Here is a 12,389-nt window from a genome sequence, read left to right as displayed (position 1 = left end):
CAATACGTCCACCGGGTGCCTGCAGGAGGAGATGGAGGGTCCCCGGTTCACTGTAGGAGGTGTGATGGGGCGTTAAGAAAAAACCCTGCTGTTCCGCCGCGCGGGCGGGAACAACAGGGTTTCCTTGGTGGGTCCTACCGGGATCGAACCGATGACATCCACGGTGTAAACGTGGCGCTCTACCAGCTGAGCTAAAGACCCAAAAATGCTGAATCCGGCGCTTCAACGCCGCAACCAACGAACATAGACTCTACCCGACCCCGGGCTCCAAACGCTAATCGGCGTGCGGTGATGGTGCCAGGCGCACCTGGAGGGGCGGAAGCTCGGCAGCAAGCCATGCTAGAGATTCACCTACACCGGCTTCCAGCTTGATGCTGGCCTTGTCATCACCCCGCGTGGCCCCCCGGTTGATGATGACCACGGGTTTTCCGTCCTTGGCGGCATGTCGGACGAAGCGCAATCCGCTCATTACCGTCAGCGATGACCCGGCGACCACCAGGGCATCTGCCTCGTCAACCATCCGGTATGACCGTTCCACCCGGTCCTTGGGCACGTTCTCGCCAAAGTAGACAAAGTCGGGCTTGAGTGTCCCACCACAGGCAGGGCAAACAGCGACAACAAAACTGCTGATCAGGGTCTGGTCCTCAACGGTGGCATCCGCATCCGGAGCCATCTCCACCAGGCCTGTTTCCTCCGCCCGGGACAGGAAGCCCGGATTCAGCTCCTCCAGTACTCCTGCCAGCAGGCGCCGGGTGTACGTCCGCCGGCATGCCAGGCACACCACCTGGTCATACCTTCCATGCAGGTCCACCACATTGACGCTGCCTGCGTCTTCGTGGAGCCGGTCAACGTTCTGCGTGATCAAGCCGGTGAGGTAGCCGCGCCGCTCGAGCTCTGCAGCAGCAAAATGCCCCTGATTGGGATCCGCGTGCCGCAGGTGCGACCAGCCGATATGATTCCGGGCCCAGTACCGTTGACGGTTGGCCGCGTCCTTGACGAACTCCTGATAGGTCATGGGTGAACGGGGCGGCGAACCGGGGCCCCGGTAGTCCGGAATTCCGGAGTCGGTGCTCAGTCCCGCACCGGTGAGCAAGGCAAACCGCCTGCCGGCCAGGACGTCCCGGATGCTGAGCAGGATCTCACGCTCCCCGGGAGAGGGAATCGCTGCCGCCACCGGCGGCATGCTGGCAAAGCCTGTCAGGCCTACCCCTGCCCGCTGCTCTGCCATGGCTTCCTCAGTCCTGCCCCAAGCCCGCCAATGCGGCACGGTATTCCTGCAGGTCCCGTGCCTGGCCTCGGGGGTTCACTACCGAATACCGGATTATCCCGGCCGCGTCGATGATGAAAGTGCCGCGCTTCGCCATGCCGCTGCCTTCGTCAAAGACGCCGTAGGCAGCGGCCACCCCGCCGTGGGGCCAGAAATCTGCCAGCAAATCAAAGCTGTATTCTTCCTGGGCGGCATAGGCGCGCAGGCTGAACTTGCTGTCGACGGAGATGGCCAGGACCGTGGCGTCCGCGTCTTCGAACATGGCCAGGTTGTCCCGGATCTCGCAGAGTTCGCCCGTGCAGATGCCGGAAAACGCGAACGGATAAAACACCAGGACTACGTTCCGGCCTTGAAAGGATGATAGCCGGACCGGCTCGCCGTACTGGTTGGCGAGCTCGAAGTCTGGTGCCGGCCCGCCAACTGGGGGCACAGCTACAGGTGCAGCGCTAAGCGCTGCCGTCACTTGTTTTTCCTGCTGACCAGGCGCGCCGCGCTCCAGTCCTTGGAGACTCCTGCCGAGGTTGTCACATGCAGGCCGGCTGTTGGCGCAGCTTCCTGAATGTCCGACGGCGACACATAGCCGTCGCGCCCGGACTTCGGGGTGAGCACCCACACAACGCCGTTTTCCCCCAGCGTGGTCAACGAATCCATCAGACTGTCCACGAGGTCGCCGTCGCCGTCGCGCCACCAGAGGATGACGGCATCTGCCACTTCGTGATCGTCCTCATCCAGCAACTCGGAACCCGTAAGGTCCTCAATGTCGTCACGCAAGTCGAAATCGACGTCGTCGTCGTAACCGAACTCCTGAATCAGATCCCCGTTCTTGAAACCCAATTTTTCCGCCACATTTACCGAAGTGGCGGCGTCGGCCTCGCTCACGTGTTCCTCCAATGCCTCATGCATGCTGTGCGCATAGTGATTTCCATTACTCCCAAGCCAACACCCTTTGTGCCTGCGCTTCAAGCTGCAGCCCCCTGAGCTCGGCATATTCTGCGTCACACCGGGACGGGCAGCACGCGTCGCAGCGGCTTTTCGTCACACAACCAGTATGACGGCGAAATACAACAGAGCCGCCCAAGCCGCGGCTACGCATCGCCCTGAGGTGAGAGTTAGAGTGGCAGGTGACAACTATGCCTGCGGGGCAACAACCCTGTAACTCCAATGCAGACGTAGGAATGCTAGGACCCTGCCCGGCACACATGACCGGGCTGTTGTAACCGATACGTCGCACACGGCGTATATACGCCGGGCGGTCACCCTGCCCGGCCTGAGTGCGCCATCAATGCGCGCAAAGAGAGGTTGGACGTGGCTGCAGGAGAAGATACCTCCCATATCCTCAGCGGGTTGACTAACCAGCTGCCTGATCGTGATCCGGAAGAGACCGCCGAGTGGGTTGAGTCCCTGGATTCGTTGATCAGGGAACAGGGCACCGAGCGTGCGCAATACATCATGCGGAGCCTGCTGCAGCGCGCGGGTGCGCAGAGCGTGGGCGTGCCGATGGTGACCACCACCGATTATGTGAACACCATCCCGGTGGACCAGGAGGCGCAGTTCCCGGGCAACGAGGAATACGAGCGCCGGTACCGGGCGTACATGCGCTGGAACGCCGCGGTGATGGTCCACCGCTCGCAGCGGCCCAACATTGGTGTGGGCGGGCATATCTCCACCTACGCCGGCGCGGCGACCCTGTACGAGGTGGGGTTCAACCATTTCTTCCGCGGCAAGGACCACCCCGGCGGCGGGGACCAGGTGTTCTTCCAGGGCCACGCCTCCCCCGGCATGTACGCCAGGGCGTTTATGGAAGGCCGGCTCTCGGAGCAGGACCTGGACGGGTTCCGGCAGGAAAAGTCCCGGGAAGGACACGCCCTGTCCTCCTACCCGCACCCGCGCCTGATGCCGCAGTTCTGGGAGTTCCCCACGGTGTCGATGGGGATCGGGCCGATGAACGCGATCTACCAGGCCCAGTCCAACCGGTACCTGCATAACCGGGGCCTGAAAGACACCTCCGACCAGCAGGTCTGGGCGTTTTTGGGTGACGGGGAAATGGACGAGCCCGAGTCCCGCGGCCTGCTCCAGCTCGCCGCGAACGAGAACCTGGACAACCTGAACTTCGTGATCAACTGCAACCTCCAGCGCCTGGACGGGCCGGTGCGCGGCAACGGCAAGATCATGCAGGAACTCGAAGCGTTCTTCCGCGGCGCGGGCTGGAACGTGATCAAGGTGGTCTGGGGCCGGGAATGGGATGACCTGCTGGCCCGCGACACCGACGGGTCGCTGGTGAAGATCATGAACGAAACCCCCGACGGGGACTACCAGACCTACAAGGCCGAATCCGGCGGGTTCGTCCGGGAACACTTCTTCGGCAAGGACCCGGCCACCAAGGACCTGGTCGCGGACCTGACCGATGACCAGATCTGGAACCTCAAACGCGGCGGCCACGACTACCGCAAGGTCTACGCCGCGTACAAGGCAGCCACCGAATTCAAGGGCAAACCCACCGTCATCCTCGCCAAAACCGTCAAGGGCTACGGACTCGGACCCCACTTCGAAGGCCGCAACGCGACCCACCAAATGAAAAAACTCACCCTCGATGACCTGAAGAAGTTCCGCGACCACCTGCGGATCCCGGTCACGGATGAGCAGCTCGAAAAAGACCCGTACCAGCCGCCCTACTTCCACCCGGGCACGGACGCGCCGGAGATCCAGTACATGATGGAGCGCCGGGCAGCCCTGGGCGGGTCTGTTCCGGAACGCCGGTCCAAGCACGCCCAGATCACCCTGCCGGACGCGAAGTCCTACGAGGTGGCCAAACGCGGTTCAGGCAAGCAGCAGGCCGCCACCACCATGGCCTTCGTGCGTCTGCTCAAGGACCTGATGCGGGACAAGGAGTTCGGCAAGCACATCGCCCCGATCATCCCGGACGAGGCACGGACCTTCGGGATGGACGCGTTCTTCCCCACAGCGAAGATCTACAACCCCAAGGGGCAGAACTACCTCTCCGTGGACCGGGACCTGGTCCTGGCCTACAAGGAATCCCCCGCAGGCCAGCTGATCCACCCCGGCATCAACGAAGCCGGCGCCGTGGCAGCCTTCACCGCCGCCGGCACCGCCTACGCCACCCACGGCGTACCCCTGGTCCCGGTCTACGTCTTCTACTCCATGTTTGGCTTCCAGCGCACCGGCGACGCCTTCTGGGCAGCAGCAGACCAAATGACCCGCGGCTTCATCATCGGCGCCACCGCAGGACGGACCACCCTCACCGGCGAAGGACTCCAGCACGCCGACGGCCACTCCCCCCTGCTCGCCTCCACCAACCCCGCCGTCGTCACCTACGACCCCGCCTACGGCTACGAAATGGGCCACATAATCCGCGACGGCCTCGAACGCATGTACGGGCCGGACTCGGAAGACCGGAACCTGATGTACTACCTCACCGTGTACAACGAGCCGATCACCCAGCCCGCCGAACCCGAAGAGCTGGACGTAGAAGGCGTTATCAAGGGCATCTACCTGCTCGCCCCGGCAAAGATCGACGGTCCCCGGACCCAGATCCTGGCCTCCGGCGTGTCCGTGCCCTGGGCTTTGGAGGCCCAGCAGCTGCTGGCCGATGACTGGGGTGTCTCCGCCGACGTCTGGTCCGTGACCTCCTGGAACGAACTGCGCCGCGACGGGATGGCCGCGGAGGAGGAAGCCTTCCTCAACCCGGGCCAGCCCGCCCGCGTCCCCTTCGTCACCCAACAGCTCGAAGGCGCCACCGGCCCCGTCGTCGCCGTGTCCGACTACATGAAAGCCGTCCCGGACCAGATCCGCCAGTTCGTGCCCAACGAATTCGCCACCCTCGGCGCCGACGGCTTCGGCTTCTCCGACACCCGCGCCGCAGCCCGCCGCTTCTTCAAAAACGACATCCACTCCATCGTGGTGCGGTCGCTGGAGATGCTGGCCCGCCGCGGTGAGGTTGATGCCCAGGCACCGATCAAGGCGATTGAGAAGTACCGGCTTCACAATGTGAATGCCGGTTCCACCGGCAACGCCGGAGGCGAGGCATAACCTCCACCCGAAATGAAGAACCGCGATGGCGGCCCCACCGGAAGGCTGGGGCCGCCGTCGTCTGTTCCGCGGCGAAGCAGCTGTGACGCACGACCAACGGGATTGTAGCCTTCGCACAAATGGAGCTTGCAGGTCGGTGGCCGTATGCTCAAAGAATGCCAGCACCGTCCGCACCGTCTGCCAAGCGCAAACAGTCCCCGCCCAGGGTCACTCCGGAGAAGTCCGAAACCTTGAAGAAGCTGCGTGCCAACGTGGGCCAGCTTTCCACCACAACCATGCGGGAACTGGAAAAATCGCTGCCCTGGTACAGCCGGCTCAGCTCGGATGAGCGTTCCGCCCTTGGCATGGTGGCACAGAACGGCATCGCGGCATTTGTGACCTGGTACGAACGCCCGAGTTCGCCCTCGTGGATCCTCACTGACGTTTTCGGCACTGCGCCCACTGAACTGACCCGCTCCATCAGCCTGCAAAAAGCGCTGCAGCTGATCCGGATCGTGGTGGAGGTGGTGGAAGACCAAGTTCCCGTTATCGCGCCGGAGGCTGACCAGCCGTCCCTGCGCGAGGCCGTGCTGCGATACTCACGCGAGGTGGCCTTTGCAGCCGCGGACGTCTATGCGCGGGCGGCCGAATCCCGCGGATCGTGGGACACCCGGTTGGAAGCGCTGATCGTTGATGCGATCCTGCGCGGCGAAAACACTGACGCCCTGCGCTCACGCATCGCTGCCCTGGGCTGGAAGGCGCAGGAACGGTTCACGGTGATGGTGGGCAATTCCCCATCGGAGCCCAGCGCCAGCTACGTCAGTGAGCTTCGGCGGATGGCAGGCCGCTACGCGGAGGACGCGCTCGTTGGAATCCAGGGCGACCGGCTCATCCTGATCCTGGGCGGCGTATCGGACCGGGAATCCGCCTACGTGAAGCTCAGCGATATGTTCGCTCCCGGCCCCGTGGTGTACGGCCCGGAGGCGGGTTCCCTGCTGGAGGCGAGCGGTTCTGCCCAGTCCGCGTTCGCCGGCCTTACCGCGGCGCGCGCCTGGCCTTCCGCTCCGCGGCCGGTGGCTGCTGATGACCTCCTCCCCGAACGGGTGATCTCAGGGGACGACGCAGCCCGCCGTTCCCTGGTCAAAAACATTTACCGGCCGCTCCTGGCAGCCTCAAATGGCCTGGTGGAAACCCTCGGAACCTACCTGGAACTGGGCCATTCCCTGGAGGCAACAGCGCGGGAGCTCTTTGTCCATGCCAACACGGTCAGGTACCGGTTGAAGCGGGTTTGCGACGTCACGGGCTGGGATCCGCTCCTGCCGCGCGAGGCGTTTGTCCTTCAGGCAGCCCTCGTGGTTGGCCGTCTTTCAGCCCCGCCCAAAGCGGCCGCGGAGCGGCATCCGTCGCGGAACCAGACCTGAGGCGTTGTAGACTTCCTACAACCTGACCCCTTGAGCTTGGTGCGGACAAACACCGCTCGATCACACAGTAGTTTGGAAAGCTGGTTACGTGCTTGCAATAGTCTGCCCTGGACAGGGCTCGCAAACCCCGGGTTTTCTGGCCCCCTGGCTGGAGCTGCCCCCGGTGGCGGGCCAGCTGGCCGCCCTGAGCGACATCGCAGGCATTGACCTGATCGCGCACGGGACCACCTCGGATGAAGAAACCATCAAGGACACTGCCGTGGCGCAGCCCCTGATCGTTGCAGCCGGACTGGTCGCCGCCGCGTCCCTTTTCGACGTGGAACTGAACTCGCTGCCGGTGATCCTGGCAGGGCACTCTGTCGGTGAAATCACGGCATCGGCACTTGCCGGAGTCCTCACCGAGCAGGAGGCCATGACGTTCGTCCGCGAGCGGGCCAACAGCATGGCGGCTGCCGCGTCCGTCACTCCCACCGGCATGAGTGCCGTGGTGGGCGGAGATCCGGCTGAGGTCCTGGCCGCCATAGAAGCCGCAGGCGCCACCCCCGCAAACGTCAACGGCGCGGGCCAGACGGTTGCTGCCGGAACCTTCGAGCAGCTCAAGGTCCTTGCGGACAACCCGCCGGCGAAGGCACGCGTCATTCCGCTGAAGGTGGCCGGGGCCTTCCACACCAGCCACATGTCTCCCGCCGTCAGCGCCCTCAAGGTGCTGGAACCACAGCTGAAGCCGCACGCCCCGAAGGTTCCCCTCCTGTCGAATTACGACGGCGGAGAGGTCCCCGACGGAGGCGCCGCCGTCGAAAGCCTCATCGCCCAGGTGTCCCGCCCCGTCCGCTGGGACCTTTGCATGGACGCCCTTGTCCAGCGCGGCGTCACCGGCGTCATTGAACTGGCCCCCGCCGGCACGCTGGCCGGGCTCGCAAAGCGGGGCATGCCGGGCGTCAAGACCGTTGCGGTTAAGACACCCGATGACCTTTCCGCCGCCCTGGCGCTTTTCGCAGAACTGGAGGGCAACGCATGAGCGTTCCTACGCTGAAGCAGGCTCCCCTTCAGGAGCACACCCGGATTGTGGGACTCGGTGCCTACCGCCCTGACGTGATTGTCACCAACGAAGACGTCTGCCAGTGGATCGACTCCTCGGATGAATGGATCCGCCAGCGCACAGGGATCATCACCCGGCACCGCGCCCCTGCAGACGTCAGCGTCATCGACATGGCCGAGGGCGCTGCCCGCGAAGCGATGGAAAAAGCCGGGATCACGGGCTCTGACCTGGGCGCGGTTATCGTCTCCACGGTCACCCACCCGTACGCGACGCCGTCGGCCGCTGCGAGCCTCGCGGACCGGCTGGGTGCAACCCCGGCCCCCGCCTTTGACATCTCCGCCGCCTGCGCAGGTTACTGCTACGGCATCGCCCAGGGTGACGCGCTGGTCCGGTCCGGAGCCGCCAAGTACGTACTGGTGGTCGGGGCCGAAAAGCTCTCCGACGTTATTGATAACCGGGAACGCACCATCTCCTTCCTGCTCGGGGACGGTGCCGGCGCCGTCGTCATCGGTCCCTCGGATACTCCCGGAATCGCGCCCTCTGTGTGGGGCTCGGACGGCAGCAAGTGGGACGCAATCGGCATGACCCGGTCCATGCTCGACGTCCGCGACCTCGGCCTGGCCGCCCGCCAGTCCGACTCCACGGGTGATCTCGCCCTGCTTGAAGAGGCCCAGGAACTGTATCCCACGCTGCGCCAGGACGGACAGACCGTGTTCCGCTGGGCCGTCTGGGAAATGGCGAAAGTGGCCCAGCAGGCCCTCGACGCGGCCGGCGTGGAGGCCGAGGACCTGGTGGCATTCATCCCTCACCAGGCCAACATGCGCATCATTGATGAGATGGTGAAGAAGCTGAAGCTGCCTGAGACAGTTACAGTGGCACGGGACATCGCCGATGCTGGCAACACCTCCGCAGCGTCCATCCCGCTGGCTACGCACCGCCTGTTGGCGGAAAAGCCGGAATTGAGCGGCGGGCTGGCCCTGCAGATCGGTTTTGGCGCCGGGCTGGTCTTCGGCGCACAGGTAATCGTCCTTCCCTAGAAACGCCCCCAACAGGCCGCAACCGCGTCCTGAACCATTTCCGGCAGGCCCCTGCCGGCAAATAACAAGAAAAGGAGCCATCACATGGCTAGCAACGAAGAGATCCTGGCCGGCCTGGCTGAAATCGTCAACGAAGAAACCGGTCTTGCCCCGGAGGCCGTGGAGCTGGACAAGTCTTTCACCGAGGACCTGGACATCGACTCCATCTCCATGATGACCATCGTGGTCAACGCCGAAGAGAAGTTCGGCGTGCGCATCCCGGACGAAGAGGTCAAGAACCTCAAGACCGTCGGCGACGCCGTCAGCTTCATCGCTGGAGCACAGGCCTAGCCACAGGCTTCGGCCGTCCCTACGGCTTGGCTGGGCTGCCGGTCCGGATGACCGGACCGGCAGCCCGCCGCATTTTCCGGCCCCTTGCGCATGCAACGGCGTCGACCATCAAAACGCGGGACCCTCCGGCAGACGGATTCCCACCGCAGAAAGAGTGATCCCATGACACGCAAAGTAGTCATTACCGGTCTGGGTGCCACCACACCCATCGGCGGCGATGTACCCACAATGTGGAACAACGCGCTCAAGGGGGTCTCCGGTGCCCGTACCCTGGAGGACGACTGGGTGGCCAAGTACGAGCTGCCCGTCCATTTCGCAGCCCGCTGCAGCACCCCTGCGGTGGACGTGCTGAGCCGCGTTGAGGCAAAGCGGATGGACCCCTCAACACAGTTCGGTGTTATTGCTGCCCGTGAAGCCTGGGCCGACTCCGGCATCACCGAGTTTGACAAGGACCGGCTGGCAGTGGCTTTTGCCACGGGCATCGGCGGCGTATGGACGCTGCTGGACGCCTGGGACACCCTGAAGGAAAAAGGCCCGCGCCGCGTCCTCCCCATGACTGTTCCCATGCTGATGCCCAACGGCGTGGCCGCAGCCGTCAGCCTGGACCTCGGCGCCCGCGCCGGAGCCCACACCCCGGTTTCCGCCTGTGCATCCGGCACGGAGGCCATGCACCTGGGCCTGGAACTGATCCGTTCCGGCAAGGCAGATGTGGTGATGTGCGGCGGCGCCGAAGCAGCCATCCACCCGATGCCGCTTGCCGCGTTCGCCTCCATGCAGGCGCTGTCCCGCCGCAATGACGATCCCCAGGGCGCCTCCCGCCCGTACGACACTGCGCGTGACGGCTTTGTGATGGGCGAGGGTGCAGGAGCCTTGGTCCTCGAGGCAGAGGAGCACGCCCTCGCCCGTGGAGCCCGCATCTACGGCGAACTCGCCGGGACCTCCGTCACAGCCGACGCTTACCACATCACCGCCCCGGACCCGGCAGGCCTTGGTGCCACCCGCGCCCTCAAGGCGGCCATGTTCGATGGCCGGATCCAGGCTGAGGACGTGGTGCACGTAAATGCCCATGCTACCTCCACCCCTGTGGGAGACAAGCCCGAATACACCGCGCTCCGCGCCGCCCTGGGCAACCACGTGGACAATGTGGCGGTCTCTGCCACCAAGTCGCAGATGGGGCATCTCCTGGGGGCCTCCGGTGCCGTTGAGGCTGTCCTCACCGTGCTGGCCGTCTACGATCGGAAGGCACCGGTGACGATCAACCTCGAGAACCAGGATCCCGAGATCCCGCTCGACGTGGTCACGTCCGCCAGGGACCTGCCCTCGGGCAGCATCGTGGCCCTGAGCAACTCGTTTGGCTTCGGCGGACACAACGCCGTGGTGGCTGTCCGCAGCGTCTAGCACCTGCCCGGAACTTTCGTTCCACACCCGGCAAGCAATGGAGAAGGCCCCGCCAACCGGCGGGGCCTTCCCTGTTGCTATGGAGTTGGCTTTAGTCGCGTGTACGTGCATCCGCATGGCCAGACGCGGACGACGGCGGGTCAGGCCTGGCGTGTTTAGCCCACCTGGTGCAGCCAACGGACAGGCGCGCCCTCGGCAGCGTGCCGGAAGGGCTCGAGTTCCTCGTCCCATGCCTCACCCAGTGCCAGCGAAAGCTCGTGGTAAACGGCGGCCGGGTCTCCGGCGCCGGATTCGTAGGCGTAGCGGATCCGGTCTTCGGAAACCATGATGTTCCCGTGGACGTCGGTGACTGCGTGGAAGATGCCTAATTCGGGTGTGTGGGACCAGCGCCCGCCGTCGACGCCCTGGCTCGGTTCCTCAGTAACCTCGTAGCGGAGGTGGGCCCAGCCGCGGAGTGAGGAGGCCAACTGCGCCCCCGTTCCGGGCACGCCGGTCCAGGAAAGCTCCGCCCGGAACATTCCCGGCGCGGCAGGTTGAGGGGTCCACTCAAGATCCGTCCGCTTATCCACGACGGAGCCGATGGCCCACTCAACGTGAGGGCACAAAGCAGTTGGGGCTGAGTGAACAAACAGCACACCGCGGGTCATTGCAACAGACATTCCATCCTCCATAGCTCTAGGTACGTCTTCCCCAACGACCTCTGCCTGGATGGAACTGCTGTGCCCTGCACTGCGGGGCCTGCTCCCTGCCTCGATATTCAACTGTCAGATTAAGCGATGTCCGGACTTGCTGGCCTGCCGAAAGCTATGGAGCTTCAAGCGGGACTTGAAAGTTGCCGGACGTGACTCTAATTGTGCCGTACCCCGCGTAATTACGCCAGTGCGATTCGGGAGGTTGGTTACGTCCCCCCGGTCATGCCCTGGGGTGTGCCTGCTGGTAGCTTTTCCGCAGCCGGTCCACAGATACGTGGGTGTATATCTGGGTGGTGGCGAGGCTGCTGTGGCCAAGGATCTCCTGGACTGCCCGAAGGTCGGCGCCGCCGTCCAACAGGTGTGTGGCCGCCGAGTGCCGGAGGGCATGGGGACCGGAGACTGAGGTGTCGCCCAAGGCCTCGAAAAGCACGTTGACCAGGGAGCGGACCTGCCGCTGGTCCACCCGCCCTCCCCGGGGGCCCAGGAAGAGAGCGGGGCCGCTGGTGCCCTTTACGAACTTCGGCCTGCCCCGCCGGAGCCAGTCGTCCAATGCGAGCGCCGCCGGGACGCCGTAAGGGACCGTGCGTTCCTTGTTGCCTTTTCCAATCACGCGCAGGGTACGCCGGTCCGGGTCCAGGTCATCAATGTCCAGGCCCGTCAGCTCGCCCACCCGGACACCCGTGGCATAGAGCAATTCCACGATAGCCCGGTCCCGCAGGGGCAGGGGCTCACCCGCCGATGCATCTTCCGCCAACGTGGTCAGCAACCGTGTCAGTTGCTGGGACTGCAGGACCCCCGGCAGGGACTGCTCACGTTTGGGTGCCTTGAGCCTCAGGGCAGGATCAGCGCTGATGCGTTCCTCCCGCAAGGCCCAGGCGGTGAAGGCCCTGGCGGTCGCTGACCGCCTCGACAATGTTGCACGGGCTACCCCCGCCTGGGCTTGGCCTCCGAGCCAGCGGCGAAGGGTTCCGAGCTCCAGGTCTCTGAGCACAGCAACCCCTTCGGAGGACGCGTGGGCAAGCAGTCCCCGCAGGTCCCCCAGGTAGGCACGCCGGGTGTGCTCCGATAGCGCCCGCTCCCCTGTCAGGTGGGCGGCGAAGGCTTCGAGCGCTTCGCCAAGCTCCGGGGGCAGCTCCTTGTTTTCCACTCTCTTACTGTCTCAGTTCCAGCTGCCCGCGC

At 64.7% G+C, this 12,389-nt stretch carries 11 protein-coding genes and 1 tRNA gene; 6 read left to right on the top strand and 6 right to left on the bottom strand.

The window, feature by feature from the left end; genetic code table 11:
- Positions 1-125 precede the first annotated feature (125 nt).
- The 4 genes from AC5RVY_RS16550 to AC5RVY_RS16535 all read right to left on the bottom strand — a co-directional run bounded on the left by AC5RVY_RS16550 (position 126) and on the right by AC5RVY_RS16535 (position 2,146).
- Positions 126-201, bottom strand: a tRNA-Val gene (locus AC5RVY_RS16550).
- Between the two features lie 73 nt (positions 202-274).
- Positions 275-1,228, bottom strand: a complete 954-nt coding sequence (locus AC5RVY_RS16545) for an NAD-dependent protein deacetylase (RefSeq protein ID WP_493955782.1) — start codon at positions 1,226-1,228, stop codon at positions 275-277.
- Positions 1,229-1,235: 7 nt separating this feature from the next.
- Entirely contained in the window at positions 1,236-1,730 is a 495-nt protein-coding gene (locus AC5RVY_RS16540) for a peroxiredoxin (RefSeq protein WP_493955781.1), read from the bottom strand.
- Positions 1,727-2,146: a DUF3052 domain-containing protein gene (locus tag AC5RVY_RS16535; protein WP_493955844.1), complete on the bottom strand. Its 420-nt coding sequence runs from the start codon at positions 2,144-2,146 to the stop codon at positions 1,727-1,729. Before AC5RVY_RS16535 ends, AC5RVY_RS16540 begins: the two co-directional genes overlap by 4 nt.
- A gap of 426 nt (positions 2,147-2,572) precedes the next feature.
- On the opposite strand from AC5RVY_RS16535, the gene aceE reads away from it, so the two are divergent.
- The 6 genes from aceE (at position 2,573) to AC5RVY_RS16505 (ending at position 10,518) form a co-directional block, all read left to right on the top strand.
- On the top strand, positions 2,573-5,314 hold the full coding sequence (aceE, locus tag AC5RVY_RS16530; protein ID WP_493955780.1) for a pyruvate dehydrogenase (acetyl-transferring), homodimeric type: 2,742 nt from the start codon (positions 2,573-2,575) through the stop codon (positions 5,312-5,314).
- A 155-nt stretch (positions 5,315-5,469) separates the two neighbouring features.
- Entirely contained in the window at positions 5,470-6,714 is a 1,245-nt protein-coding gene (locus tag AC5RVY_RS16525) for a PucR family transcriptional regulator (protein ID WP_493955779.1), read from the top strand.
- A gap of 88 nt (positions 6,715-6,802) precedes the next feature.
- Positions 6,803-7,732 (top strand): ACP S-malonyltransferase, encoded by a 930-nt coding sequence (locus AC5RVY_RS16520; RefSeq protein WP_493955778.1) that lies wholly within the window; start codon positions 6,803-6,805, stop codon positions 7,730-7,732.
- Entirely contained in the window at positions 7,729-8,790 is a 1,062-nt protein-coding gene (locus AC5RVY_RS16515; RefSeq protein WP_493955777.1) for a beta-ketoacyl-ACP synthase III, read from the top strand. The genes AC5RVY_RS16520 and AC5RVY_RS16515 overlap by 4 nt, the downstream gene beginning before the upstream one ends.
- Before the next feature lie 84 nt (positions 8,791-8,874).
- Positions 8,875-9,120, top strand: a complete 246-nt coding sequence (locus AC5RVY_RS16510; protein ID WP_009359314.1) for an acyl carrier protein — start codon at positions 8,875-8,877, stop codon at positions 9,118-9,120.
- 162 nt (positions 9,121-9,282) lie between these two features.
- Complete coding sequence (locus AC5RVY_RS16505; RefSeq protein WP_493955776.1) at positions 9,283-10,518, top strand: beta-ketoacyl-[acyl-carrier-protein] synthase family protein; 1,236 nt, start codon at positions 9,283-9,285, stop codon at positions 10,516-10,518.
- A 155-nt stretch (positions 10,519-10,673) separates the two neighbouring features.
- Here the strand turns inward: AC5RVY_RS16505 and AC5RVY_RS16500 are convergent, their stop codons facing one another.
- Positions 10,674-11,177, bottom strand: coding sequence for a DUF3145 domain-containing protein (locus AC5RVY_RS16500; protein ID WP_493955775.1), 504 nt, complete (start codon positions 11,175-11,177; stop codon positions 10,674-10,676).
- A gap of 253 nt (positions 11,178-11,430) precedes the next feature.
- A complete protein-coding gene (locus AC5RVY_RS16495) occupies positions 11,431-12,357 on the bottom strand; it encodes a tyrosine recombinase XerC (protein ID WP_493955774.1) in 927 nt (308 codons plus the stop codon).
- Positions 12,358-12,389 lie beyond the last annotated feature (32 nt).

This window comes from Arthrobacter sp. Ha26, from assembly GCF_059091705.1.
The sequence above is the reverse complement of the archived record's forward strand: the minus strand, read 5'-3'. Positions and strand labels throughout refer to the sequence as shown.